Annotated in this window: 22 protein-coding genes and 1 tRNA gene; 17 read left to right on the forward strand and 6 right to left on the reverse strand. The window is 69.8% G+C overall.

Features of this window, described 5'->3' with window-relative positions; translation table 11 throughout:
• Positions 1-32 precede the first annotated feature (32 nt).
• Genes QM641_RS01815 through ilvC form a run of 3 tightly spaced genes read left to right on the forward strand, consistent with a single transcriptional unit; the run spans position 33 to position 3,411 of the window.
• On the forward strand, positions 33-1,835 hold the full coding sequence (locus QM641_RS01815; protein ID WP_415112874.1) for an acetolactate synthase large subunit: 1,803 nt from the start codon (positions 33-35) through the stop codon (positions 1,833-1,835).
• A gap of 1 nt (position 1,836) precedes the next feature.
• The gene (ilvN, locus tag QM641_RS01820) at positions 1,837-2,346 is read left to right on the forward strand and encodes an acetolactate synthase small subunit (RefSeq protein ID WP_415112876.1); all 510 of its coding nucleotides are present in this window, start codon (positions 1,837-1,839) and stop codon (positions 2,344-2,346) included.
• Between the two features lie 39 nt (positions 2,347-2,385).
• Positions 2,386-3,411 (forward strand): ketol-acid reductoisomerase, encoded by a 1,026-nt coding sequence (gene ilvC / locus QM641_RS01825; RefSeq protein WP_415112878.1) that lies wholly within the window; start codon positions 2,386-2,388, stop codon positions 3,409-3,411.
• Between the two features lie 106 nt (positions 3,412-3,517).
• Here the strand turns inward: ilvC and QM641_RS01830 are convergent, their stop codons facing one another.
• Together QM641_RS01830 and QM641_RS01835 are read right to left on the reverse strand one after the other, a co-directional pair.
• Complete coding sequence (locus QM641_RS01830; protein ID WP_415112880.1) at positions 3,518-4,900, reverse strand: APC family permease; 1,383 nt, start codon at positions 4,898-4,900, stop codon at positions 3,518-3,520.
• On the reverse strand, positions 4,900-6,615 hold the full coding sequence (locus tag QM641_RS01835; protein WP_415112882.1) for an amidohydrolase: 1,716 nt from the start codon (positions 6,613-6,615) through the stop codon (positions 4,900-4,902). The genes QM641_RS01830 and QM641_RS01835 overlap by 1 nt, the downstream gene beginning before the upstream one ends.
• 79 nt (positions 6,616-6,694) lie before the next feature.
• On the opposite strand from QM641_RS01835, the gene QM641_RS01840 reads away from it, so the two are divergent.
• The 4 genes from QM641_RS01840 to serA all read left to right on the forward strand — a co-directional run bounded on the left by QM641_RS01840 (position 6,695) and on the right by serA (position 9,872).
• The gene (locus QM641_RS01840; protein ID WP_415112884.1) at positions 6,695-7,318 is read left to right on the forward strand and encodes a TetR/AcrR family transcriptional regulator; all 624 of its coding nucleotides are present in this window, start codon (positions 6,695-6,697) and stop codon (positions 7,316-7,318) included.
• 10 nt (positions 7,319-7,328) lie between these two features.
• Complete coding sequence (locus QM641_RS01845) at positions 7,329-7,832, forward strand: DNA polymerase III subunit gamma/tau (protein ID WP_415112886.1); 504 nt, start codon at positions 7,329-7,331, stop codon at positions 7,830-7,832.
• Positions 7,829-8,194 carry a bacitracin resistance protein gene (locus tag QM641_RS01850; RefSeq protein WP_415112888.1) on the forward strand — a complete coding sequence of 122 codons (366 nt, stop codon included), beginning with the start codon at positions 7,829-7,831 and terminating at the stop codon, positions 8,192-8,194. The genes QM641_RS01845 and QM641_RS01850 overlap by 4 nt, the downstream gene beginning before the upstream one ends.
• 85 nt (positions 8,195-8,279) lie before the next feature.
• Positions 8,280-9,872, forward strand: a complete 1,593-nt coding sequence (serA, locus tag QM641_RS01855) for a phosphoglycerate dehydrogenase (protein WP_415112890.1) — start codon at positions 8,280-8,282, stop codon at positions 9,870-9,872.
• Positions 9,873-9,884: 12 nt separating this feature from the next.
• Here the strand turns inward: serA and QM641_RS01860 are convergent, their stop codons facing one another.
• Complete coding sequence (locus QM641_RS01860) at positions 9,885-10,427, reverse strand: TetR/AcrR family transcriptional regulator (protein ID WP_415112892.1); 543 nt, start codon at positions 10,425-10,427, stop codon at positions 9,885-9,887.
• A gap of 104 nt (positions 10,428-10,531) precedes the next feature.
• On the opposite strand from QM641_RS01860, the gene QM641_RS01865 reads away from it, so the two are divergent.
• The 6 genes from QM641_RS01865 (at position 10,532) to gltX (ending at position 18,182) form a co-directional block, all read left to right on the forward strand.
• A complete protein-coding gene (locus QM641_RS01865) occupies positions 10,532-12,082 on the forward strand; it encodes an MFS transporter (protein ID WP_415112921.1) in 1,551 nt (516 codons plus the stop codon).
• Between the two features lie 52 nt (positions 12,083-12,134).
• Positions 12,135-13,187, forward strand: coding sequence for a 3-isopropylmalate dehydrogenase (locus tag QM641_RS01870; protein ID WP_415112894.1), 1,053 nt, complete (start codon positions 12,135-12,137; stop codon positions 13,185-13,187).
• A 51-nt stretch (positions 13,188-13,238) separates the two neighbouring features.
• Positions 13,239-14,345: a branched-chain amino acid aminotransferase gene (locus QM641_RS01875; protein WP_415112896.1), complete on the forward strand. Its 1,107-nt coding sequence runs from the start codon at positions 13,239-13,241 to the stop codon at positions 14,343-14,345.
• Positions 14,346-14,566: 221 nt separating this feature from the next.
• A complete protein-coding gene (locus QM641_RS01880) occupies positions 14,567-15,334 on the forward strand; it encodes a fumarylacetoacetate hydrolase family protein (RefSeq protein ID WP_415112898.1) in 768 nt (255 codons plus the stop codon).
• Between the two features lie 47 nt (positions 15,335-15,381).
• Positions 15,382-16,602, forward strand: coding sequence for an MFS transporter (locus QM641_RS01885; protein ID WP_415112900.1), 1,221 nt, complete (start codon positions 15,382-15,384; stop codon positions 16,600-16,602).
• A 56-nt stretch (positions 16,603-16,658) separates the two neighbouring features.
• Positions 16,659-18,182, forward strand: a complete 1,524-nt coding sequence (gltX, locus tag QM641_RS01890; RefSeq protein WP_415112903.1) for a glutamate--tRNA ligase — start codon at positions 16,659-16,661, stop codon at positions 18,180-18,182.
• Here gltX and QM641_RS01895 read toward each other — a convergent pair.
• A complete protein-coding gene (locus tag QM641_RS01895; RefSeq protein ID WP_415112905.1) occupies positions 18,164-20,161 on the reverse strand; it encodes an ArnT family glycosyltransferase in 1,998 nt (665 codons plus the stop codon). The genes gltX and QM641_RS01895 overlap by 19 nt on opposite strands.
• A gap of 140 nt (positions 20,162-20,301) precedes the next feature.
• Between QM641_RS01895 and QM641_RS01900 the strand changes: the two genes are divergently transcribed.
• The 4 genes from QM641_RS01900 to QM641_RS01915 all read left to right on the forward strand — a co-directional run bounded on the left by QM641_RS01900 (position 20,302) and on the right by QM641_RS01915 (position 22,548).
• Positions 20,302-20,793 (forward strand): lipocalin family protein, encoded by a 492-nt coding sequence (locus QM641_RS01900; protein ID WP_415112907.1) that lies wholly within the window; start codon positions 20,302-20,304, stop codon positions 20,791-20,793.
• Between the two features lie 94 nt (positions 20,794-20,887).
• Positions 20,888-20,959: transfer RNA gene (locus QM641_RS01905), tRNA-Gln, on the forward strand.
• A gap of 190 nt (positions 20,960-21,149) precedes the next feature.
• On the forward strand, positions 21,150-21,350 hold the full coding sequence (locus tag QM641_RS01910; protein ID WP_415112909.1) for a helix-turn-helix transcriptional regulator: 201 nt from the start codon (positions 21,150-21,152) through the stop codon (positions 21,348-21,350).
• Complete coding sequence (locus QM641_RS01915; protein ID WP_415112911.1) at positions 21,343-22,548, forward strand: tyrosine-type recombinase/integrase; 1,206 nt, start codon at positions 21,343-21,345, stop codon at positions 22,546-22,548. Before QM641_RS01910 ends, QM641_RS01915 begins: the two co-directional genes overlap by 8 nt.
• 473 nt (positions 22,549-23,021) lie before the next feature.
• Here QM641_RS01915 and QM641_RS01920 read toward each other — a convergent pair whose 3' ends face one another.
• Both QM641_RS01920 and QM641_RS01925 read right to left on the reverse strand, forming a co-directional pair.
• Positions 23,022-23,477 carry a hypothetical protein gene (locus tag QM641_RS01920; protein WP_415112913.1) on the reverse strand — a complete coding sequence of 152 codons (456 nt, stop codon included), beginning with the start codon at positions 23,475-23,477 and terminating at the stop codon, positions 23,022-23,024.
• A complete protein-coding gene (locus QM641_RS01925) occupies positions 23,467-24,459 on the reverse strand; it encodes a hypothetical protein (RefSeq protein ID WP_415112915.1) in 993 nt (330 codons plus the stop codon). The genes QM641_RS01920 and QM641_RS01925 overlap by 11 nt, the downstream gene beginning before the upstream one ends.
• Between the last annotated feature and the right edge of the window lie 316 nt (positions 24,460-24,775).

The raw sequence follows: 24,775 nt of genomic DNA on the forward strand, positions 1-24,775 counted from the left end.
ACTTCCCTTCTCTCGATACGAGGATCATCGCCATGCCCGCCGAATCCGCTCCGGCCGTTCCCCGGCCCCCCGCTCGCACCGCGTCAGCGCCCGTGCTCACGGGCGCCGAGGCGGTCGTCCGCTCGCTCGAGCTCCTGGGCGTCACCGACGTCTTCGGGCTGCCGGGCGGCGCGATCCTGCCCGTCTACGACCCGCTCATGGATGCCTCCGCGGTGCGGCACATCCTGGTGCGCCACGAGCAGGGCGCCGGGCACGCCGCGGAGGGGTACGCAGCGGCATCCGGCAAGATCGGCGTCGCGATCGCGACCTCCGGCCCGGGCGCGACGAACCTCGTCACCGCGATCGCCGACGCCTACATGGACTCGGTGCCGATCGTGGCGATCACCGGCCAGGTGTTCTCGCACCTGATGGGCACCGACGCGTTCCAGGAGGCCGACATCGTCGGCATCACGATGCCGATCACGAAGCACTCGATGCTCGTCAAGCGTCCCGAGGACGTGCCCGGCGCGCTGGCCGCGGCGTTCGAGATCGCCGGCACCGGGCGCCCCGGTCCGGTGCTCGTGGACATCACGAAGGACGCGCAGCAGGACTCGGCGCCGTTCGTGTGGCCGCCGGTGGTGGAGCTGCCCGGCTACCGCCCGGTGACCAAGGCCCACGGCAAGCAGATCCAGGCGGCGGCGCAGCTGATCGCCGAGGCCAGCAAGCCCGTGCTGTACGTCGGCGGCGGCGCGATCCGCGCCCGCGCGGCCGCGGAGCTGCGCATCTTCGCCGAGGCGACCGGTGCGCCGCTGGTGACCACGCTCATGGCCCGGGGCGCCTTCCCCGACTCGCACCCGCAGCACCTGGGCATGCCGGGCATGCACGGGACGGTCCCCGCGGTGCTGGCGCTGCAGGAGTCCGACCTCATCGTCGCTCTCGGCGCGCGCTTCGACGACCGCGTGACCGGCAACGCGGCGCTGTTCGCCCCGAACGCGAAGATCGTGCACGTGGACATCGACCCGGCGGAGATCTCGAAGATCCGCGCCGCAGACGTGCCGATCGTGGGTGACCTGCGCGACGTGCTCGTCGACCTCGACAGCGCCTATCGCGCGGCCGTGCAGCGCACCAAGCCGGACATCTCGGACTGGTGGTCGTACCTCGACGGCCTGCGCGACGAGTTCCCGCTCGGCTACGCGCCGACCTCCGACGGGCTGCTCTCCCCGCAGCACGTCATCCAGCGCATCGGCGAGCTCACCGGCCCCGAGGGCGTCTACGCCGCCGGCGTGGGCCAGCACCAGATGTGGGCGGCGCAGTTCATCCAGTACGAGCGGCCCAACTCGTGGCTCAATTCCGGCGGCGCCGGCACGATGGGCTATTCGGTGCCGGCCGCGATGGGCGCGAAGGTCGCCGAGCCCGACCGCGTGGTGTGGGCGATCGACGGCGACGGCTGCTTCCAGATGACCAATCAGGAACTGGCCACCTGTGCGATCAACGGCATCCCGATCAAGGTCGCCATCATCAACAACTCCTCGCTGGGCATGGTGCGCCAGTGGCAGACGCTGTTCTACGACGGCCGCTACTCCAACACCGACCTGAACACCGGTCACGACACCGTCCGGATCCCCGACTTCGTCACGCTGGCCGAGGCGTACGGCTGCCTCGCGCTGCGCGTGGAGAAGGAGGAGGACGTGGATGCCGCGATCCAGAAGGCGCTGGAGACCAACGACCGCCCTGTCGTGATCGACTTCGTCGTGAGCGCCGACGCGATGGTGTGGCCGATGGTCCCACAGGGCGTCAGCAACAGCTATGTCCAGTACGCGCGCGACCACGCGCCGGCCTTCGATCAGGAGGACTGAGATGTCCCGTCATGTCCTGAGCCTGCTGGTGGAGAACAAGCCCGGCCTGCTCACGCGCGTCGCAGGCCTGTTCGCCCGCCGCGGCTTCAACATCGAGTCCCTCGCCGTGGGCGTCACCGAGGTGCCGGGCCTGTCCCGCATCACCGTGGTGGTCGACGTGGAGGAGCTGCCGCTGGAGCAGGTCACCAAGCAGCTGAACAAGCTCATCAACGTCATCAAGATCGTCGAGCTCGACCCTTCGGCATCCGTCCAGCGCGACCACATGCTGATCAAAGTGCGCGCCGACAGCCAGAACCGCTCGAACATCATCGAGGTCGTGAACCTGTTCCGCGCCTCCGTGGTCGACTACGCGTCCGACGCGATCGTGGTCGAGGTGACCGGCGACCGCGGCAAGGTCGAGGCCCTGCTGCGCGCGCTCGAGCCGTTCGGGATCAAGGAGCTCGCCCAGTCGGGCCTGCTCGCGATCGGGCGGGGACCCAAGTCCATCACCGAGCGCGTGCTGCGCGGCTGACGCAACGACCGACCCACACACAAGGAGAAACACACAACCATGGCAGAGATCTTCTACGACGACGACGCCGACCTGTCCCTCATCCAGGGCAAGAAGGTCGCGATCGTCGGCTACGGCTCGCAGGGTCACGCGCACGCCCAGAATCTGCGCGACTCCGGCGTCGAGGTGGTCATCGCGCTCAAGGAGGGCTCGAAGTCGATCGCGAAGGCGCAGGACGAGGGCTTCGAGGTCAAGAACGTGGCGGATGCCGCAGCCTGGGCCGACCTCATCATGATTCTCGCGCCCGACCAGCACCAGCGCGGCATCTACCGCGACTCGATCGAGGCCGCGCTGACCCCGGGCAAGACGCTCGCCTTCGCGCACGGGTTCAACATCCGCTTCGGCTACATCCAGGCGCCCGCCGGTGTCGACGTGATCCTCGTCGCGCCCAAGGCCCCCGGCCACACCGTGCGTCGCGAGTTCGTCGCGGGCCGCGGCATCCCGGACATCATCGCGGTCGAGCAGGACGCCTCGGGCCAGGCGTGGGACGTCGCGAAGTCGTACGCGAAGGCGATCGGCGGCACGCGCGCCGGGGTCATCAAGACGACCTTCACCGAGGAGACCGAGACCGACCTGTTCGGCGAGCAGACCGTGCTGTGCGGTGGTGTGTCGCAGCTGGTGCAGTACGGCTTCGAGACCCTCACCGAGGCGGGCTACCAGCCGCAGATCGCGTACTTCGAGGTGCTGCACGAGCTCAAGCTCATCGTCGACCTCATGTGGGAGGGCGGCATCGCCAAGCAGCGCTGGAGCGTGTCGGACACCGCGGAGTACGGCGACTACGTCTCCGGCCCGCGCGTGATCGACCCGCACGTCAAGGAGAACATGAAGGCGGTGCTCGCCGACATCCAGTCCGGCGCGTTCGCGACGCGGTTCATCGCCGACCAGGATGCCGGGGCGCCCGAGTTCCTCGCGCTGCGCGAAAAGGCCGCGAAGCACCCGATCGAGGAGGTCGGCAAGGAGCTGCGCGCCCTGTTCGCCTGGAAGCAGCAGGACGCCGACTACGTCGAGGGCTCGGCCGCCCGCTGACGAACCTCGGACTCTTGCGCGAACTTCGGAGGATTCGGCCCGAATCCTCCGAAGTTCGCGCGGTTCTCCGAACCTCGTCCTCGGCCGACGGTCACCGGGCGTGGCGTCACGCGCGCGGCGTGATCGCCTCGCGCTCGGCCTCGATCGGCCCGGTGAGCGCAGGCGGTGCGGCCCGGAAGAACCTCGTGTTCCACAGCAGGTAGCCGACGCCGATGAGGGTCCAGACGCCGCCGACGAGCATCGCGCTCGGCTCCAGGCTGAGCCACAGCGCGAGGTTGGCGACCAGACCGATCGCGGGGACGACCACCCAGCCGACGATCGCTCGGGCGGTGCGCTCCCGGCGGAAGCGGAAGTAGGTGCACAGCACCGACAGGTTCACGAACATGAACGCGACGAACGCGCCGAAATTGATCAGCGAGGCGGCCTGGAAGAGGTCGAGGAACACCGCGGTCGCCGCGAGAGCCCCGATGAGGACGACGTTGATCGATGGGACGCCCCGGGCGTTGAGCCGCGCGAACCACCCCTTGGGCAATACCCCGTCGCGCCCCATCGCGTAGAGCAGGCGCGCGGCCGACATCTGCTGCGTGATGCCGCAGCCGAGCACCGCGACCATGTAGCCGCCGATGAAGATCGCCTGGAATGCCGCGCCGCCGATGTAGCGGGCCATTTCGGGGGAGGCGCCGACGATGTCGCCGACGGCGGCCACATCGGGGAAGAGGAGCTGCATCGCGTAGGTCACGCCGATGAAGAACACACCGGCCGAGACCACGATGACGAAGATCGCCCGCGGGATGTCGCGGCGGGGCGCCTTGGCCTCCTCCGACATCGTCGTCACGGCGTCGAATCCGAGGAACGACAGCGCCAGGATGGCCGCCCCCGTGGCGACGCCGCCGAACTGCGCGGGCTCGACGAGGAAGGGAGCCAGCGAGACGACCGCGCCGTTGGCGCCCTCTGCGATGTTCTTCACCGTGAGTGCGACGAATGCCACGGCCGTCACGAGCTGGACGACCACGAGCCCCAGGTTGACCTGGGCGGCGAGCTTCACCCCGGAGAGGTTGAGCGCCGTGCACGCGATGATCGTGCCGAGGATCCACACCCACGCGGGCACGTCCGGGAACGCGACGGTCATGTAGATCGACGACAGCAGCGCGTTGATCATCGGCAGCAGCAGGTAGTCGAGCGTCGCCGCCCAGCCGACGAGGAATCCGACGTGGGGATTCACCGACTCGCGCGTGTAGGTGTACGCCGAGCCCGCGCGCGGATAGACGGTGACCATGCGGCTGTAGCTCCATGCGGTCACGGCGACCGCGCCGAAGACCGTGAGGTACGCCAGGGGCACGTGGCCCTCGGAGACCTCGGCCACGATGCCGAAGGTGTCGAACACGGCCATGGGCGCCATGTAGGCCAGGCCCAGGAAGACGATGTGGCCGAGGGTCAGGGTGCGCTTGAGCCCGGTGGGCTCGACGCTCGCGGCGGTCGTGGTGGTCATCAGCGGCTCCTCACTGCGTGGCGGTGTCCGTGGTCGTGGCCGGCCTGGTCGTGGGCTCCGCCCTCGCCGCCCGGATGGGGCACGGTGTCTGCGACGGGCCGACCGCCCGCCTCGTGGACGATCTCGCCGCCGACGACGGTGAGCGCGGCGTGCTGGTCCAGGAGTGCCGCGGGGTCGTTCTCGTGGGCATACAGGTCGTCGCTCCAGGCGACCAGATCGGCCCGTGCGCCGACCCGGAGCACGCCGAGCTCGTCCTCGGCATGCCATGCCCAGGCGCCCTCGGCGGTGTAGCCGCGCAGCGCCTCGTCGAGGGTCAGTCGCTCCGCGGGCGTCCACGACTCACGGCCGTCGAGACCGGCCCGGGTGAGGGCGGAGTAGAAGCCCACGAGCGGGTCCATCTCGCCGACCTGCCAGTCGCTGGACAGTGCGACATGGGCCCCCGAGCGCATGAGGGAGCGGAGTCGCCACGCGCGGTCCCAGCGTTCCTCGCCGACGTTGTCCATCCACGTGCCCGAGACCAGATCGGGCGAGCAGTGCCGTGGCTGCATGGCGGCGACGACTCCCAGCGCGGCGAAGCGCGGCAGGTCGTCGGGATGGATGCACTCGACGTGCACGATGCCGTGACGACGATCGCGGGTGCCGTTGATCGCGGCCGCATGCTCGATGGCATCCAGTGCGATGCGGATGCCGCCGTCGCCGGTCGCGTGCGTGTGGGTCTGGAATCCCATCGCGTCGAGCTCGGCGACGATGCGGTCGAGCTCTCCCAGTGCGGCGCTCGGATGGCCGCGGTGACCGGGCCGGTTCGCGTAGTCGTCGAGCATCCACGCGGTGTGCGGCTCGATGACGTCGTCGGCGTACAGCTTGACCGGGCCGAAGCGCAGCAGGTCGTCCGCCGGAGCGCCGTCGACGGTGCGGCGCAGCTCGGCGCGGAACGCGGCATCCGCGTCGATGGGGTGGAACAGCGCCGCGATCACGCGCGAGCGCAGGCGCCCCTCGGCACGGGCTCGGGTCATGAGCTCGACCTCGGCCAACGGCACCTGCGGCTCCACGATCGTCGTGATGCCGGCGGCTGTCGCCATCTCCAGGCTCGACAGCAGGCGGCGGTAGCGGCGCTCGGGGGAGTAGAGGGGGATGTCGCGGCGGATGGCGGCAAGGCCCGCCGAGGTCATCGCACTGGTGTAGAAGTCGGTGACCCAGCCGGTCGGCGTGCCGTCGGCCGTCCGCTCCGGGCGGCCCCAGGCGATGTCTCCGCCGTCGAAGAGGCCGAGCACGCGCATCGCGGCCTCGTTGAGCCACACCGAGTGCTGGTCGTAGGTGGTGACGAAGATCGGCCTGTCGGTGATGCCGGCGAGGTCCGTGGCATCCGGTCGTCGGTTCTCCACGATCGAGTACACGGCGTTCTCGCCGCAGATCCAGTCCAGGTCGGGCCGCGACAGCGCGAGAGAGGCGAGTCGCGCGCGCACATCGGCGAGAGTGTCCGCGCCCTCGAGGCTCACCGCGTCGGCGTCGAAGCCGAGGAGCAGATGGTTGTGACTGTCGATGATCCCGGGTGTCACGAGGGTTCCGCCGAGCGAGCGCCGCTCGTGTGCCTCGGGCGCGTCCGCGGCCGGGCCGATGTAGGAGATGCGGCCGCCGGTGACGCCGATCGCCTCGGCCCAGGGGCGGGCGTCGTCGAACGTGCGGATGCGCGCGTCGGTCAGAAGCAGGTCGGTCATGGTCGTCCCCAGTGTTATTTGACGATACTGTCAAAGAATGGACCTGATCCTCACACGCGCGCTTCGATAGTGTCAAGGGGTGGCGCGACCCAGAAAGCAGGAGGCTCGACGGGCCGACCTGATCGAGGCGGCGCTCACCGCCGTCGGCGAACGGGGCCTCCGGTCGATCTCGCTGACCGACGTGGCCGAGCGGGCCGGGCTCAGCCGCGGCGCGGTGCTGTACTACTACGCCGACCTCGACGAACTGCTCGTCGAGGCCCATCGAGCGGGGGTCGGGCGCTTCTGCGGCGCACGTGAGGCCTGTATCGCGGCGCTGGCCGATCCGCGCGATCAGCTCGCCTACGCCATCCGTGCGGGGCTGCCGACCGGACCGGACGACGCGCTGATGCGGCTCTTGTACGAGTTCGATGTGCTCGCGGGCACGTCGGTGCTGCACGATCGCCTGGTGGAGTCCCTGTTCGTACGTCAGCGCGCGATGTACCTGGGCATTCTCGAACGGGGCGTGGCCGCCGGCGTCTTCGCGCCCACGCTCGACCTGCCGACCCTCGCCGACACCCTCGTCGCACTGGAGGACGCCTACGGACTGCACATCGTCGCCGGCAACCGCCTGATAGACGTCGCGCACGCCGAGCGCGCGATGCGCCGCACGGCCGTCAGCCTGGGTGTGCCGGTGGGCGAGCTGCCGGGCACGCCGGGTCAGTAGGCTGGACGGCATGGGCACCGACGATCCCATCCGCGACGAGGACGACGAGGCGCTCTCGTGGGACGGTGACGGCGATCCGACGCTCGACGTGGGCGCCGCACGCGCCGGCTCGGAGCCGGTCGCGCTGCCGGACGGCTTCACGGCCGTGGGCAAGGGCAGCGATCGCGTCGGGCGGCTGCACGCGGACGGCTCCGTCACCATGCCGGGCCGCCCGCAGCCGATGGGCAACGCGACGCTCGTCACCCTCGGGGTCGTGGCGGGCGTCTACGTCCTGTACAGCATCGGGTGGGTCATCGGCGGGCTCCGCCTGGCCGGAACGGCGCAGTACCTCGTCGACGCGGGTGCCTACCAGATCGCGCTGTGGCTCGCGGTGGCCGCGCCGCTGCTGTGGTTCGTCACCGCGTACGCGCTCACGCGGCACTCGCGCGTCTGGCTGCGGCTCGTCTGGCTCATCGCGGGCGTCGTGCTGTTCATCCCGTGGCCGTTCATCATGACCGGGGCGGTGGGGCAGTGAGCGCCGTCGAGTCTCCGCAGGGTCCGGATGCCGGCATCCGCCCGCGCATGTCCACCCCCGTGACCGCGACGATCGCCGGCGCGTTCGGGCTGTTCTACGCCTACGCGGTGTGGAACGCCGTGGGATTCCTGGTCTCGCAGGCCCAGGGTCCGTTCGGCCTGAACGGCTACGGCTGGTTCGTGCTGTCGTTCGCGGTCGCCTTCCCGATCCTGGTGTTCGCGCTCGCCTTCGCCGCCGGGCGCCGTCGCCGGTGGTGGCAGTTCGTCCTCATGCTGCTGGCCGGCCTCGGGCTGGTCGCGGTGTTCTGGCTCGACGTCGTCGGCTACTCCGCCGTCTTCGGCGCCAGCATGCTTGGCGGGTGACGCCGGACCGCTAGGCTGTTACGCGGCCCGCCCCGAGGACGTGCGGCGCGGCGCATCCGCTCCCCGCCTTCGAAGGATCCAGCCTGTGACGAAGCCTGTCGTCCTCATCGCCGAAGAACTCTCGCCCGCCACGATCGACGCCCTCGGTCCCGACTTCGAGATCCGTTCGGTCGACGGCGCCGACCGCGACGCGCTCCTTCCGGCGTTGGCCACCGCCGACGCCGTGCTGATCCGTTCGGCGACCCGCATGGATGCCGAGGCCATCGCCGTCGCGCCCGGCCTCAAGGTCATCGCGCGCGCAGGCGTCGGGCTCGACAACGTCGACATCAAGGCGGCCACGGCCGCCGGCGTGATGGTCGTCAACGCGCCCACCTCGAACATCGTGTCGGCCGCCGAGCTCACGATCGCGCACATCCTGAGCCTGGCCCGGCACCTCCCCGCCGCGCACGCCTCGCTCGCCGGCGGTCAGTGGCGCCGCAGCGCCTACACCGGCACGGAGCTGTTCGAGAAGACCGCCGGCATCGTGGGCCTCGGCCGCATCGGCGCGCTCATCGCCGCGCGCCTGCAGGCGTTCGACGTGCGGGTGATCGCCTACGACCCCTACGTCACGAGCGCGCGCGCCCAGCAGCTGGGCGTCGAGCTCGTGAGCCTCGACGACCTGCTGCAGCGCAGCGACTTCCTCACGATCCACATGCCGAAGACGCCGGAGACGACCGGCATGATCGGCGCGGAGCAGCTGCGACGGATGAAGCCGACGGCATACGTCGTCAACGTCGCCCGTGGCGGACTCATCGACGAGGACGCGCTCTACGATGCGCTCGTCGCGGGGCAGATCGCCGGCGCCGGCCTCGACGTCTTCACGGCCGAGCCGCCGGTCGACGACCGGCTGCTCGGCCTGCCGAACGTCGTCGTGACCCCGCACCTGGGCGCCTCGACGCACGAGGCGCAGGAGAAGGCGGGCGTGTCGGTCGCGCGCTCGGTGCGGCTCGCCCTCGGCGGCGAGCTGGTGCCGGATGCCGTCAACGTCGCCGGCGGCGTCATCGATCCGTATGTGCGCCCCGGCATCCCGCTCGTGGAGAAGCTCGGCCAGGTCTTCGCCGCCCTCGCGCACAGCCCGCTGACGAGTCTCGACGTCGAGGTGCACGGCGAACTGCAGGCCTACGACGTCAGCGTCCTCAAGCTCGCGGCGCTCAAGGGCCTGTTCACGAACATCGTGAGCGAGACGGTGTCGTACGTGAACGCGCCCCTCCTGGCCGAGCAGCGCGGCGTCGACGTGCGGTTGCTCGTGGATGACGACAGCCCGGAGTACCGCAACGTGATCACGCTGCGCGGGGCGCTGTCGGACGGCTCGCAGCTGTCGGTGTCGGGCACCCTCACGGGGACGAAGCAGATCGAGAAGCTCGTCGAGATCAACGGGTACGCGGTGGAACTGCCGATCGAGCGGTTCCACATCGTGATGCTGTACACCGACCGGCCGGGAATCGTCGCGGTGTACGGCCAGAAGTTCGGCGAGGCGGGCATCAACATCGCCGGGATGCAGATCGCACGGCGCGCCGCCGGCGGGCAGGCGCTCTCGGTGCTCACGGTCGACTCTCCGGTGCCCGACGCGGTGCTCGACGAGGTGCGCTCGGCCATCCACGCCGACCTGTTCCGCCAGATCGAGATCACCGAGTCGTAGTGCAGCGGCGCGTCAGCGGACGGATGCCTCGACCAGGGCGATGAGCGCGTCGAGCGCCTCACGGGTGAGGTCGGGTCCGGGTACGGTGCCGATCGCGAGCGCGTTGTTGAAGTAGAGCCCGTCGGAGACGAGCATGACCAGCTGCAGCGCGGTCTCGTCGCGCACGTGCGGGCGGAGCGTCTCCTCCCACAGGTCGCGCACTCGGTGCAGGCTGTCGGAGGCGATCGAGCTGCCGCCCTGGGCGAGCTTGGCGACGGCGACGATGGCGCGGTCCAGCGGCGTCCCGGTCATGATCGAGCCGCGGATGAAGCTCGCCACCACCCCGGCGGGCTCCGCGCGCATCGCCTCGAGGTCGGCGCGGGCGATTGCGACCATGCGCTCGACGAGCGCGGACTCCAGGGCGTCCTTCGAGGCGAAGTGGTAGAGCAGGCCGCCCTTGGAGACCCCCGCAGCGCGGGCCGTGGCATCCATCGTCGCCGCCCGCGCTCCGCCGTCGCACAGGAGGGACTCGAACGCGTCGAGCACCTTCTCGCGAGCGAGGGGAGGGCGGCTCATGCGTCGATCGTAGTGCGGGCCCGCCATCCGGCGACGCGCCCCCCGTGCTCGGGCAGCGCACAGCAAGCGGTGATACTATACCGGCTGGACGGTTTAGAAAGATGATGTCACTCACTCAAGAAATCACCCTGGCCGAAGCCGACGCGAAGCGCGTGGGCTGGCGCGGCTGGGCCGCACTCGCGGTGCTCATGCTCCCGGCGCTGCTCGTCTCGGTGGACAACACGGTGCTGAGCTTCGCCCTGCCGGCGATCGCCCTCGACCTCGGCCCCACGAGCACCCAGCAGCTCTGGATCATCGACGCCTACCCGCTCGTGCTGGCCGGGCTCCTGGTCACCATGGGCACCCTCGGCGACCTGTTCGGCCGGCGACGGATGCTGCTGATCGGCGCGACCGGATTCGCCGCGGTCTCGGCGCTCGCGGCCTTCGCACCGACCGCGACGCTCCTGATCGCCGCGCGCGCCCTCCTGGGTGTGTTCGGCGCCATGCTCATGCCCGCGACACTGTCGCTCCTGCGCAGCATCTTCGTAGACCGCGACCAGCGCCGGTTCGCCATCGCGATCTGGGCGTCGATGTTCTCGGCCGGTTCCGCGCTCGGCCCGGTCGTGGGGGGCCTCCTTCTGGAGAGCTTCGCCTGGGGCTCGGTGTTCCTCATGTCGGTGCCGGTGCTCATTCCGCTGCTGATCCTCGCCCCGATCCTGGTGCCCGAGAGCCGCAACCCCGTGCCCGGGCGCGTCGACGCGATCAGCATCGTGCTGTCGATGGCCACGATGGTGCCGATCGTGTATGCGATCAAAGAGGCCGCGGTCGAAGGCTTCAGCGGCCTGGTCGCCGGGCTCGTCGTCGCCGGAATCGTCGCAGGAGCGCTGTTCGTGCACCGTCAGCTGCACGCCGAGGCGCCCATGCTCGACATGCGCCTGTTCCGCCGCCGCACGTTCAGCGGCGCCCTCGTGGTCAACCTCCTCAGCGTCGTCGGCCTGGTCGGCTTCCTGTACTTCGTGGCGCAGCACCTGCAGCTGGTCGTGGGGCTCACCCCGATACAGGCCGGCTTCGCGCTCGTGCCGGGCCTTGCCGGGATGATCGTGGCAGGACTGGTGGTCGTGCCGATCGCCAAGCGCGTGTCTGCGCGCGTGGTCGTGCCCAGCGCGCTGGTCTTCTCGGTGGCGGGCTATCTCATGGTCGCCGCGGCGACCGGACCGCAGAGCCTGGGGCTCCTCGCCGTCGCCTTCGTCGCGCTCGGCGTCGGCATCGGCGCGGCTGAGACCGTCTCGAACGAACTGATCCTCGCGAGCGCTCCGCCGTCGAAGGCGGGCGCGGCCAGCGCGGTCTCCGAGACCGCGTACGAGCTGGGCGCGGTGCTCGGAACGACCGTCCTCGGCGGCATCCTGACCGCCCTGTACCGAGCGAACCTCGACGTGCCGCTCGGGGTGCCGGCTCAGGCCGCCGATGCCGCGCGCGAGACGCTCGCGGGCGCCGTGCACGCCGCCGACGAGCTCGGCGGCACGCTCGGTGCGGCGCTGGCGGATGCCGCGACCCACGCCTTCGAGGCCGGCGTCGGGGTCACCGCGTTCATCGGTGCGGCGCTCGTCGTGGTGGCGGCGGTCGTCGCGGCCATGACGCTGTCGCGCGGCTCGTCCGCCAAGCCCCAGGCGGACTGACCGAGGGCTCCCGGTACGCTGGGACCGTCCCCGCACAAGTCCTAGGAGCACCATGTCGCGTGTCGTGAAGCTGGCCGTCATCCCCGGTGACGGCATCGGTCCCGAGGTCGTCGCCGAGGCCGAGAAGGTGCTTGATGCCGCGACCGCAGGCAGCGGCATCCGCTTCGAGAAGACCCGCTTCGCGCTCGGCGCCGGCCGCTACCTCGCCACCGGCGAAACGCTCACCGACGAGGACCTCGCCGCCATCGCCGCACACGACGCGATCCTCCTCGGCGCGGTCGGTGGGCAGCCGGGCGACCCGCGCCTGAAGGACGCGAACATCGAGCGCGGGCTGCTGCTGAAGCTCCGCTTCGCGCTCGACCACTACGTCAACCTGCGCCCGTCGAAGCTGTACCCGGGCGCCGCGGGGCCGTTGTCCGCGCCCGGCGAGATCGACTTCGTGGTCGTGCGCGAGGGCACCGAGGGGCCGTACGTGGGCAACGGCGGAGCGATCCGCGTCGGCACGCCGCACGAGATCGCCAACGAGACCAGCGTCAATACGGCGTACGGCGTGGAGCGCGTCGTCCGCTACGCCTTCGCGCAGGCCGAGCGCCGGCGCAAGAGGCTCACGCTCGTGCACAAGACCAACGTGCTCGTGCATTCCGGCGGGCTCTGGAAGCGGATCGTGGATGCCGTGGCGGCGGAGCACCCCGACGTGGCCGTAGACTATCTGCACGTCGACGCGGCCACCATCTTCCTGGTCACGAACCCGGGCCGATTCGACGTGATCGTCACCGACAACCTCTTCGGAGACATCCTCACCGACCTGGCCGGCGCCGTCACCGGAGGCATCGGCCTCGCCGCTTCGGGGAACATCAACCCCGACGGCGCGTTCCCGTCGATGTTCGAGCCCGTGCACGGCTCGGCGCCGGACATCGCGGGCCAGCAGAAGGCCGACCCCACGGCCGCGATCCTCTCCGTCGCTCTGCTTCTCGATCACCTCGGGCTGAGCGACGAGGCATCCCGCGTCACCCGCGCGGTGGAGGACGACATCGCGGCACGCGGCGACGGCACCCGCACCACATCGCAGGTGGGCGACGCGATCGCGGCACGGCTCCGGGCGTAGCCTGGAGTCGCGCGAGCGCCGCCCGCCAGACCCAGACGCACAGGACACGACATGACTCTCATCGACTCCGACCCCGACTCCGACCTCGCTCCGCTCGAGTTCGCGGTCACGCGCAACCTGCTCGGCGCCTCGCCGGAGCGGCGCGCCGAGATCCTCGCCGACCCCGGCTTCGGCAGCAGCTTCACCGACCACATGGTCGACATCTGCTGGTCGGTCCGCGGCGGCTGGCACCGCCCGCGCGTGCAGCCGTACGGCCCGATCTCGCTGGACCCCGCCGCCGCCGTGCTGCACTACGGGCAGGAGATCTTCGAGGGCATCAAGGCCTATCGCCACGCCGACGGCTCGGTGCACACCTTCCGCCCCGACCAGAACGGTCGCCGGCTGCAGCGCTCCGCGCGGCGCCTGGCGCTGCCCGAACTGCCGGTGCCGTACTTCATCCAGTCGCTGCGCGAGCTCGTCGCCGTCGACGGCGACTGGGTGCCCTCCGGGAACGACCAGAGCCTGTACCTGCGGCCGTTCATGTTCGCCAAGGAGGCGTTCCTCGGCGTGCGCCCGGCGCACAAGGTCGCCTACTACCTCATCGCGTCGCCCGCCGGTGCCTACTTCACCGGCGGGGTACGGCCGGTGTCTATCTGGCTCAGCGAGGACTATGCACGCGCCGGCAAGGGCGGCACCGGAGCGGCCAAGACCGGCGGCAACTACGCGGCGAGCCTGCTGCCGCAGTCCGAGGCGTACGAGAACGAGTGCGACCAGGTCGTCTTCCTCGACCAGGACGGCAACGTCGAAGAGCTCGGCGGCATGAACATCGTGTTCGTCTACAAGGACGGCACGATCGTCACCCCGCAGTCCGACTCGATCCTGGAGGGCATCACGCGCGAGTCGCTGCTGCAGCTCGCGCGAGACCGGGGTCACAAGGTGGAGGGGCGTTCGGTGTCGCTCGCGCAGTGGCGCGAGGGCGTGGCATCCGGCGACATCGTCGAGGTGTTCGCGTGCGGCACCGCGGCGGTCGTGACGCCGATCGGCCTGCTCAAGGGCAAGGACTTCATCGACGAGCAGCCGCTCGGCTCGCTCGCGCTGTCGCTGCGCGAGGAGCTCACCGACATCCAGTACGGCCGCCGCGAGGACACGCACGGCTGGCTGTACCGCCTCGACGCCTGAGCGCGCTCGATTCGCGGACGCTTGAGCGGCGCCGATTCGCGGGGCACCGCGGGCACGACCGGACGGTCTGCCCGCGGCGTCCGTGCATAACTCAGGCAGATCGCCGCCTGGCGGGCCGGAATCGATGCCCAGAGGCAGAACTGCCTGAGTTATGAACATCCGGGCGTCCGCACCGGCCATGCGTCGGCTGCTCGCACGGCGGCGCGGAATAGGCTGGGCCGGTGAGGATCGCCCGCTTCAGCCACCAGGACCGCATCCGCTACGGCATCGTCGACGGCGACGAGCTGGTCGTGCTCGCCGGCGATCCGATGTTCGCCGGGTACGACACGACGGGGGAGCGGGTGCCGCTGGGCGAGGTGGCGCTGCTGGCGCCGGTGATCCCGCGCTCGAAGATCGTCGCCGTCGGCCGCAACTATCGTGACCACGCGGCCGAGTTCGGCAACGAGGCCCCCGAGGCGCCTCTCCTGTTCTTCAAGCCGAACACCGCCGTGATCGGCCCGGGAGATGCGGTCGTGCGGCCGCCGCAGTCGGAGCGCACCGACTTCGAGGGGGAGTTGGCCGCCGTGATCGGGCGCGTGACCAAGAACGTCAGTGCCGAGCGCGCGCTCGAGCACGTCTTCGGCTACACGATCGCGAACGACGTGACCGCGCGCGATCTGCAGCGCTCCGACGGCCAGTGGTCGCGCGCGAAGGGCTTCGACACGTTCTGCCCGCTGGGTCCGGCGATCGAGACCGAGTTCGACCCGGATGCCGGGGCCACTCTCACCACGCGCCTGAACGGCGAGGTGCGCCAGCAGGCTCCGCTGTCGGACATGGTCCACTCGGTCGCCGACATCATCGCGTACGCCTCGGCGGCGTTCACGCTGCTGCCCGGCGACGTGATCCTCACCGGCACGCCTGCGGGCGTCGGGCCGTTCGCCGCCGGCGACGTGGTCGAGGTGGAGATCACCGGGCTCGGGGTGCTCCGCAACACCGCCCGCGACGCATGACGGAGTCGGGGTCCGCGCCGCGTGACACAGAGGTGCCGGCCTCGTCCGTGACCGCTGCGGAGGTCGCCCGTGTCCAGCGGCGCACCGTCAGGACCCTCGCCGCGGGGCAGGTGCTCGGCGGCATCGCGTTCGGCGCGACAGTGTCGCTCGGCGCGTTGCTGGCCGCGGACGTGTCGGGGGAGGAGTCGCTGTCGGGTCTGTCCGTGGCAGCCGTCACCCTCGGTGCGGCTCTGTGCGCCATTCCGCTCGCTCGTCTGGCGGCCCGTCGCGGTCGCCGCGTCGCCCTCACTCTCGGCAACATCTTCTCGCTGGTCGGCATCGCCATCGTGCTGCTGGCCGCCTCGGTGCGCTCGTTCCCGCTGCTGCTGGTGGGGGTGATCCTCATCGGTGCGGGCAACGCCGGCAACCTCCAGTCGCGGTTCGCCGCCACCGACCTCTCGGCCACCGGCCGCCGGGCCCGCGATCTCGGCGTGGTGGTGTGGGCGACCACGATCGGCGGCGTGGTGGGCCCGCTGCTGCTTTCGCCCGGCGAGGCGCTGGGTGCGGTGATCGGGATGCCGCGGCTCACCGGCGCGTACGCCTTCGCTGTCGTCGCGCAGGTGCTGGCACTCGTGCTCTACCTGGTGGCGCTGCGGCCCGACCCGCTCCTGACCGCGCAACGGCTGGCGCGCAGCGGTGAGGCCGCGCGCGAGCACATCGTGGAGCGCGACAACCCGCGCACCGCGCGCTATGCGATCTTCGCGGTGACCGGCTCGCACGTGGTGATGGCCGCGGTGATGGCGATGACTCCGGTGCATCTGCTGCACCTGACCGGCGGGCACGTGGATCTCCTCATCGGGATCACGCTCGGCCTGCACGTGTTCGGCATGTACGGTCTCTCGCCGGTGTTCGGCGTGATAGCCGATCGCTGGGGGCGCACTCCGACGATCCTGGTGGGCCAGGCCGTGCTCGCCGCGTCGCTGGGCACCGCGGCGAGCTGGCCGCATGAGCCGGTCGCCGTCGTGATCGCGCTGTTCCTGCTCGGGCTGGGTTGGAGCGCGTCCGTCGTGGCCGGGGCGGCGCTGCTGACCGAGAGCACCACGACGCTGCTGCGGCCGCGGCGTCAGGGCCTGAGCGACACGATCATGACCCTGAGCGCGGCGGTCGGCGCCGCGCTCGCCGGCGTGGTCCTCGGCGCGATCGGGTACGGGGGCCTGGCGATCAGCGCGCTCGTGATCGTGGTCGCGGTGTGTGCGCTGGCTCCGACCGCCCGCGTCGCCCCGCGGTGATCTGGGCGGGGACGACCGGGCGGTCGCGGCATCCGTCGCGAATTAGACTGGGGCGGATGCCTGCTGCACCCGATCCCCGCACCACGACCGCCTCCGGAGCCGACGTCCGCGTCCGCTTCTGCCCCTCGCCGACGGGCCTGCCGCACGTCGGGCTCGTGCGCACGGCGCTGTTCAACTGGGCGTACGCGCGTCACAACGGCGGCACGCTCGTGTTCCGCATCGAGGACACCGATGCCGCGCGCGACAGCGAGGTGAGCTACCGGCAGCTGCTCGACGCGCTCACGTGGCTCGAGATCGACTGGGACGAGGGTGTGGAGAAGGGCGGGCCGCACGCGCCGTACCGCCAGTCGCAGCGCGCGGACATCTACCGCGGCGTGCTCGACAAGCTCATCGCGAGCGGAACCGTGTACGAGTCGTACTCGACCGCGGCGGAGATCGACGCGCGCAACGAGGCCGCGGGGCGCGCGAAGCAGCTCGGTTACGACAACTTCGACCGTGACCTCACCGACGAGCAGAGGGCCGCGTTCCGCGCCGAGGGCCGGGAGCCCGCGTGGCGCCTGCGCGTGCCGGACGAGGATCTCACCTACGTCGACCTGATCCGTGGGGAGGTGACCTTTCCGGCCGGATCGTTCCCCGATTTCGTGATCGTGCGGGCCGGCGGCATCCCTCTGTACACGTTCGTGAACCCGGTCGACGACGCGCTCATGGGCATCACGCACGTGCTGCGCGGCGAGGACCTCATGCCGTCGACGGCCCGTCAGCTCGCGCTCTATCGCGCCCTCATCGACGCCGAAGTCACGACCTTCGTGCCGCGCTTCGGACACATGCCGCTCGTCCTCGGCGAGACCGGCAACAAGAAGCTCTCCAAGCGCGACCCGAAGGCAGACCTGTTCCTGCAGCGCGAGAAGGGCTTCATCCACGAGGGCCTGCTCAACTACCTGTCGCTGCTCGGCTGGTCGCTTTCGGCCGATCGCGACGTCTTCTCGCGCCAGGAGCTCATCGACGCGTTCGACATCGTCGACGTCAACCCCAACCCGGCCCGCTTCGACCAGAAGAAGGCCGAGTCGATCAACGGCGACCACATCCGCATGCTCGAGCCCGCCGACTTCGCCGCGCGGCTCGTACCGTACCTCGCCGCGGCCGGGCTGGTCTCCTCGCCTCCGTCGGCCGCGCAGCAGGCGATGCTGGACGCCGCCGCGCCCCTCGTGCAGGAACGTATGCAGCTCCTCGGCGATGCGCCGGGTCTGCTGGGCTTCCTGTTCCGCGACGAGGTGGAGTATGAGGCGGATGCCGTCGCCGCGCTCCCTTCGAACGCGGGGGAGGTGCTCGTGGCATCCGTCGGCGCGCTGGAACTCGTTCCCGAGCAGGGCTTCACCGCCGCAGCCGTGCAGGAGGCGCTGTCAGGTGCGCTCATCGAGGGGCTGGGCCTCAAGCCCCGCGTCGCGTACGGTCCGCTGCGCGTCGCGGTCAGCGGCAGGCGGGTCTCGCCGCCGTTGTTCGAGTCGATGGAGCTGCTCGGCAAGGCCGAGTCGATCCGCCGGCTCGGGGCCCTCGTGCGCCGTCACGCTCCGCAGGAGTAGAGCGTGGTCGTCGGCGCGTCGGTCGCGGTGGCGCAGTTCTCCAGCACCCACGCGCGGATCTGGCTGCTGGTGGAGTCGCCATCGGCGCCGCGCATGGAGCCCGCGCCTTCGGAGACCAGCACGTAGCGCACCGCGCCGGACGCGACCAGCTGCTCGAACTCGGCCAGCGTGGGAACAGGGTCGCGACTGTTGAACCCGCCGATCGGCAGGACCTCCTCGCCGCCGGACGCGATGATGAGGCCCGCTGCGGTCTGCGCCCCGAACGCCGCGACGAGGTACGAGGCTCCGTCGCGGTGCTCTTGCAGCCACGCGATGGTGGATGCCGTGGAGCCCTGCCCGCCGCCGCCGCGCTGGGTGGTCCCGCTGCCGCTTTGGGTACCGCCGCCGCGCTGGGTGGTCCCGCCGCCGTCGTCGCGCTGGGTGGTTCCACCGCCGCCGCGCTGGGTCGTTCCACCGCCGCCGTCGCGCCCGTTCCCGTCCTGGCTCCGCCCCCCGCCGCGCGTGGTCCCGGTGGGCGCCGAGCCCCGCGTCGCCGAGCCGCTCGACCCGGACGCGGAGACGCCGGCCGCGGTCGGGTTCGTGGAGTTGGGCGTGCCGATCGTGGCGGCCGACCACGCGGCCGGGGTCAACAGCAGCGCGATCACGGTGATCGCTGTGGTCACCGGCATCCGTAGCCGTCGTGCATGCTCCCTGAGGACCAGCACGACCACGACAGCGGCGGCGACCAGCTGCACGAGCGCCACCGGCAGCGAGAAGCCGGCGCCGACGGAGGCGACGATGCTGATGCCGAGCGCCGTCACCGCGGCGGTGCCCGGCAGGATCAGCTGCGCCCACAGCGATCGGCGCCTTCGTGCCACCGTGAACGCGGTGCCGATCAGCAGTGCCATCGGCACCGCGAGGGCCGACGTGTAGAACTGGTGCATCCCCGCGACGACGGAGAACATGACCGCGAACGTGGCGAACCACACGGCGCCGAAGACGAGCAGCGGTCGGCGGAACCTCAGCACGAAGAGCACGACGATCGCGGCCACCGTGACCGGGAGCATCCAACCGATCTGCGCGGCGAGCGCGTCGTTGAGCAGCCGCAGCGGCGACGGGTCGCCCGAGAAGCGCGGGGTGAACGAGAGGTAGGCCGCCTCGTCGGCGGTGGCCTGCCCGAACCGGCCGAGGCCGTTGTAGCCGAACACCATCTCCCACGGGTTGTTCGAGACGGTGCTGCCGATGTAGGGGCGGTCGGATGCCGGGATGAGCGAGACCGCGACGATCCACGTGAGCGAAAGGGCGAGGCTCGTCGACCCGGCGATCGCGAGGTCGCGCAGGCGCCGCCACCACGTCTGCCGGGTGCACAGGTAGGCCGCCGCCAGCGCCGGCCACGCCGCCCATGCTTCGAGCATGTACGTGTGGAAGCCTGCGGCGATGAACACTCCGGCCAGCACCAGCCAGCCGAGGCTCCTGCGCTGGAGCGCTCTCGTCGCGGCCCACGCCGTGAGCGCGAGTGTCAGCACGAAGAACATCTGGGGCTGGTTCGACCGCGCGACGGCGACCAGGATCGGCGTGGTCGCGACGACCGCGCCCGCGATCAGTCCCGCGGTGGGGCCCGCCCAGCGCCGTGCGCTGAAGGCGACGATGACGACGGATGCCGCGGCCGCCAGCGCGTTCGGGAACACCGTCGCCCACGGCGAGAACCCGAAGACGCGGATGAAGAGCGCGGGGATCCAGAACGAGCCGGGGATCTTGTCGAGCGTGACCGTGCCGGAGGGGTCGAACGCGCCGAAGAAGAAGTTCGACCAGTTCTGGCTCATCGACAGGGCGATCGAGCCGTAGTAGTCCGACATCGACCCGCCGACGCCCCAGCCGGTGACGATCAGGGCGGCCACCGCCAGCACGCCGACGCCGCATGACCACAGGGCGCGCGGAGCACGCAGCGCCCAGACACGTGCCGGCGTCGTGGGCAGCGGGGGAGCGGCCGCGGTTGTCACGTGGTCACGGTAGTTCGCGTCCGGGTGGCATTCGGCAGGTGCGGGCTATGAGGTCGCTGGACACCGTGCGCGCGGGTTGGCGCTGGGGGTGCTGGCCCGCCGACGTAGGCTGTGCTTGAGGATCGACCGAAGGGGGCGTCATGTCTGACGTGCACTCGGTGCCGGACTTCGACCTCGCGCGGTATCTCGGACTGTGGTTCGAGGTCGGCCGGCTGCCGCTGCGCTTCGAAGACGACGGAGCTGTCGATGTGACCGCGGAGTACTCGCTGAACGAGGGCGGCACGATCACCGTCGACAACCGCTGCATCGACGAGAAGGGCGAGCCGACGCAGGCGGTCGGCGAGGCGGTTCCCGACGAGGAGCACGCCGGCCGGCTGCGGGTGAGCTTTCTGCCGCAGGGGTTGCGGTGGATCCCGTTCACTCGCGCCGACTACTGGGTGCTGAAGGTCGACGACGAGTACCGCCACGCCCTGGTCGGCACGCCCGACCGCGAACACCTGTGGCTGCTCAGTCGCGAGCCGCGGATCGCTGACGACGTCGAGGCGAAGTTCCTCGCCGAGGCCGAGCGACAGGGCTACGACCTCGAAGCGTGGATCCGTCCGGCGCAGTCGGGCGTCGTCGTCGAAGTCTGACTCGGGCTGCCAACCACGGCGGCCGCCCGCGTTTGGCCGCCCCGCCGGACTCGGCTAGACTTGACCCTCGGTGCACGGCTCCGGCCGAGGCCCTTGGGGTATGGTGTAATTGGCAACACGGCTGATTCTGGTTCAGTTGTTCTTGGTTCGAGTCCAGGTACCCCAGCTTAGAATCGCTAGAGTTCTCTAGGAAGTCCGGCTCCCTCCTCACTCCGTCGAGTGGCCCGATCTGGCGTCTGGTGACCAGATTGGTGACCAGAAACCCCCACCGGGCGCGTTTCGCGGTCGTCTCTGCCGATGAGGTACGCATTTGGCCCCGCTCGTTCGCGTGGGTACGTGCTCCGCACCTGTCTGGCATGGAAGCTCATGCACGCATCGAGGTCGAGCCCGCCTTCCTGACTCAGGCTGAGGTCGCCGTTCTGCTGGGGGTGCCCGGGCGCACGCTCGAAGGCTGGCGGCTCACGAAGTCAGGGCCGCCGTGGCTGAAGCTCGGCCGACACGTGAAGTACGACCGTGACGACGTACTCGCCTGGGCGCGGGAGCAGCGCCATGGCTAGGCCGAAGATCGCCGCGGGCGAGGTCGGCCAGGTACAGGTGACCCAACTCGCGAACGGCAAGTGGCGGGCACGCGCCCGCATGCGCGACGACTCCGGCGAGCTGGTGCAGCTCCGCGCCGAAGCCGCCACCGAAGCTGCAGCCCGCGAGGAGCTGCTGTCACGCGCGAAGACGCTGACGACGCACACGAAGGCCATCGTCACCGCTGCATCGACCATCCAGGAGGCGGCGGAGGCGTGGCTGCCGACGGTGAAGGTGCGCGCCGAGAACGGCACGCTGTCGTGGTCGACGTATGAGAACTACGAGACCACGGTCCGTCTCACGCTCGTCCCCGTCTGTGGCGGCGTCGCGCTGGAGGCGCTCACGGTCGGCCGCTGCGATCGGATCATCCAGAACCTCCTTGCCGACCGGGGCGTCTCCGCAGCACGAAAGGCGCGCTCGGTGCTCTCGCTCATCTGCGGGTTCGCCGTGCGCGACGACGCGATCCCGACGAACCCGGTGCGCGACGTCACCCGACTGCCCACGCCGGAGAAGAAGACCGCGATGCTCACTCCGCAGCAGATCGAGGCGATCCGCGACCTCATGACCCGCTGGCGCGAGACGGAGGGCATGGGGCCGCGCCCGAACTGGCGGGCGCTCGTGGACGGGATGGACATCATGCTCGGCACCTCCGCCCGCGTGGGGGAGTGCATCGGCCTGCGCCGCTGTGACGTGGATATGACCACCGCCCCGCCGACGATCCTGATCGACGGCACCGTGATCCAGAACAAGGTGCAGGGCGTCCAGCGGAAGAACGCCCCGAAGCGCGCCCGCCAACGTCGTCGCGTCGCCCTCCCTGCTCTTGCGGCCGACGCGGTGCGGCGCCGACTCGCGCTTGCGGATAAAGGACCGGAGGCGCTGCTGTTCCGGACGAAGACTGGCAAGCCGATGAGCGTGTCGAACTACGAGCGTCTACTGCGCTCGTTCATCGACGATAACCGCGATGAGCTCGTGCGCCTCGGTGTCGAGGTGGAGGAGTACTCGACGCACATCTACCGGCGCACCACCGCGACGCTCGTGGAGCGCGCGGCCGGACTCACGATCGCGTCACGACTGCTCGGGCACGCGAACGAGATGGTCACCCGCAACAGCTACGTCATCACGGCCGAGCAAGTTGATGTCGTCACCGCCGACATTCTCGACACGATCCTTGGGACGTGAGTCATGCGGCTCGCCGGTTGCGCGGGAGGCGCCGCGTACCTTCTCACCGAAGCCTTGCGCCTGTGCGAGAGGAGAGGTAGTGTACCTGCACCACAAGTCCATGAGCGTGCGGCGGCGGTGTGGAATCTCAACCACCGTAGGTCGACCGGAGACGGCCGGACAGCGGTGCCCGGGTCGAGGCTCGGCGACGGGGGTGTCGATTCGGCACCCCCGCGAAAGACCTCCGGTTGTGCCGAATCGACACCACCGTGGTGGCGCACCACGAAGCCCGAGCCTCGGGATTACAGGCGGTGTCAACTTGCCACCACCGTACGAGGAGTCGGCCAGCCAAACTTTGGGAAGCCGGACGGTTCCGTCAATTCGGCGGCACCGTGGACGACGCGGATAGATGACTTGCGACAGCTTCTTGGACGTCCTCAATCACGGTGCCGGAAAATGACCGGGACCGTCGCGCTTGAATCCTCCTACGAAGCTCAGAACTCGAAGACGGCGTCCGGGTCGTCCATCGCTGCGCGCAACTCCGCGAGATTGCCGAGGTTCGCGAGCGGAGAGGTTCGGGCGACTTCCACGATGCCGCCGATGACAGCCTGCATGGCGGCGACGTCTCCGGACTTGAGCGCCAGGTCGAGGCCGGCGAAGAGCTGTCGGTGAGTCTCTTTGCGTTCCTCGAAGATGCGGTCGAAATAGTCCTTCAGGACACGTTCGGACGCCTGGATGCGGGCAACCTCAGTCTCCCTGTAAGTCCTGAGCTTCTCGCGCTTGGTGCTCTCCACCTCGTGAATCTTGATCGTCTCGCGGGTCGCATTGACCAACTGCGTCAGAGCGCCAAGTGCATCAACCGCGCTGATCTTGCTCACGGCGGCGAAGATGACGTCACCCGCGTTGGACGGCACGATGCTGCCCTTGTCCGTTCCAGATTCAGTAGCCATCGGCCGTCTCCTTGCTCATGTTGCGGTACTTGAGGACGAGTTCCTCAGTTTGTTGGTCGAGGTTGCCCTGCTCATCAGCGACTGGCGCAGTCGCCACATCTCGGACGGCTTTCACGAGGATGAGCGCCCTCTGAAGGCGCTCTGCGTACCGCTCCATATCGAACGGCTCCGACTCCAGAGTGTCCATCGACACGGTCGCGTCATCGGTGAGACGGATGAGGATGTGGTCCAATTCGTTGGCCCTGGCATTGACGGCGCGGAGTAGTTCATTCTGCGCGTCCAACTTGGCGATCTCGATCTCAACATCCGTGCGGTGCTTCTCAGCTTCAGTCTTCGCCTTCGTGCCGCGGTTCTTGACTGTCATCCCCGCGACCAGGGCGCTGGGGCCAATGACTGCAACGTTGAGCATCACAGCGCCAAGCGCCATGCCGCCGCCGCCCGCCGCCAACGCGCCACCACCGAGCCAGGCCAATGTCGCACTTGTCGTCGCCGCGCCGCTCAGTCCGGTAATGGCCGTGCCAGTGCTCGCTGTCGCGAGCTGAATTACCCCTGCGCGGATCGCCGTGGGGGTCGCTACACCGACGATGGTTGAGCCCACGACGCCGCGGACCCAACCAGCGACATCGGCCTCAAGCTTTGTGAGGCCAACAACGTGCCGACTTGACCCGTCGACTCCGTCGAGGATCAAGTGCTCGTGCGCCTTCACCTGCTTGGCGTTTCGCTCCAGGAAGTCCTTCATTCGGTAGATGACTTCATGCTGCGCGCGTTCCTGCGAACGGCCAAGAGTCTGAAAGATGAGGTTCGTTTCCTCGGTCTTCCCGAGATGCGCAGCATAGCGAGCTTCATACAGCTCAGCCTGCGTCTTCATGTCCTTCTTGGCGCGAGCGATCTGTGCGCCGCCCCAGACTCCCGTGCCCACGCCCGCTGTGCCGGTAGCTGCGGTGACCACGACGATTATCAGAGGAACGAGCGGCAAGACCATCGGCGCACCTTCCTCAGCTCTTCTGCATCTGCACGTCGTGAGGGTCTTGGGCATATCACGTCGTGAAGCCAGGGTAGTGCTCGGGGCTGACATTCAGGCCATGAGAAGGCGTCGCTGCCTGCAAGCACGCCCCAGGCTCTGAAGCCATAGCCGATGGCCTGACACAGCTGCGGCTCCAGCGAACCTCACCACCGCGAGCTCTTCAGATTGCGGCTCTCCTCTCAGATTCGTTCATGGACGTATGCCACCGCTGGTGGGGCATGCGCACCTCCCTCATGAGACGACTCGTGAGGAGGCCCGGGGTGAAGGGCGGTGT

The sequence above is a fragment of the Microbacterium sp. genome, assembly GCF_047605725.1.
Taxonomy (GTDB): domain Bacteria; phylum Actinomycetota; class Actinomycetes; order Actinomycetales; family Microbacteriaceae; genus Microbacterium.

Coding starts and splice junctions, on each gene's coding strand:
- QM641_RS01815 (WP_415112874.1), top strand. CDS start 33: ATGCCCGCCGAATCCGCTCCGGCCGTTCCCCGGCCCCCCGCTCGCACC.
- ilvN (WP_415112876.1), top strand. CDS start 1,837: ATGTCCCGTCATGTCCTGAGCCTGCTGGTGGAGAACAAGCCCGGCCTG.
- ilvC (WP_415112878.1), top strand. CDS start 2,386: ATGGCAGAGATCTTCTACGACGACGACGCCGACCTGTCCCTCATCCAG.
- QM641_RS01830 (WP_415112880.1), bottom strand. CDS start 4,900: ATGACCACCACGACCGCCGCGAGCGTCGAGCCCACCGGGCTCAAGCGC.
- QM641_RS01835 (WP_415112882.1), bottom strand. CDS start 6,615: ATGACCGACCTGCTTCTGACCGACGCGCGCATCCGCACGTTCGACGAC.
- QM641_RS01845 (WP_415112886.1), top strand. CDS start 7,329: ATGGGCACCGACGATCCCATCCGCGACGAGGACGACGAGGCGCTCTCG.
- QM641_RS01860 (WP_415112892.1), bottom strand. CDS start 10,427: ATGAGCCGCCCTCCCCTCGCTCGCGAGAAGGTGCTCGACGCGTTCGAG.
- QM641_RS01865 (WP_415112921.1), top strand. CDS start 10,532: ATGTCACTCACTCAAGAAATCACCCTGGCCGAAGCCGACGCGAAGCGC.
- QM641_RS01870 (WP_415112894.1), top strand. CDS start 12,135: ATGTCGCGTGTCGTGAAGCTGGCCGTCATCCCCGGTGACGGCATCGGT.
- QM641_RS01875 (WP_415112896.1), top strand. CDS start 13,239: ATGACTCTCATCGACTCCGACCCCGACTCCGACCTCGCTCCGCTCGAG.
- gltX (WP_415112903.1), top strand. CDS start 16,659: ATGCCTGCTGCACCCGATCCCCGCACCACGACCGCCTCCGGAGCCGAC.
- QM641_RS01900 (WP_415112907.1), top strand. CDS start 20,302: ATGTCTGACGTGCACTCGGTGCCGGACTTCGACCTCGCGCGGTATCTC.
- QM641_RS01910 (WP_415112909.1), top strand. CDS start 21,150: ATGGAAGCTCATGCACGCATCGAGGTCGAGCCCGCCTTCCTGACTCAG.
- QM641_RS01915 (WP_415112911.1), top strand. CDS start 21,343: ATGGCTAGGCCGAAGATCGCCGCGGGCGAGGTCGGCCAGGTACAGGTG.
- QM641_RS01920 (WP_415112913.1), bottom strand. CDS start 23,477: ATGGCTACTGAATCTGGAACGGACAAGGGCAGCATCGTGCCGTCCAAC.
- QM641_RS01925 (WP_415112915.1), bottom strand. CDS start 24,459: ATGGTCTTGCCGCTCGTTCCTCTGATAATCGTCGTGGTCACCGCAGCT.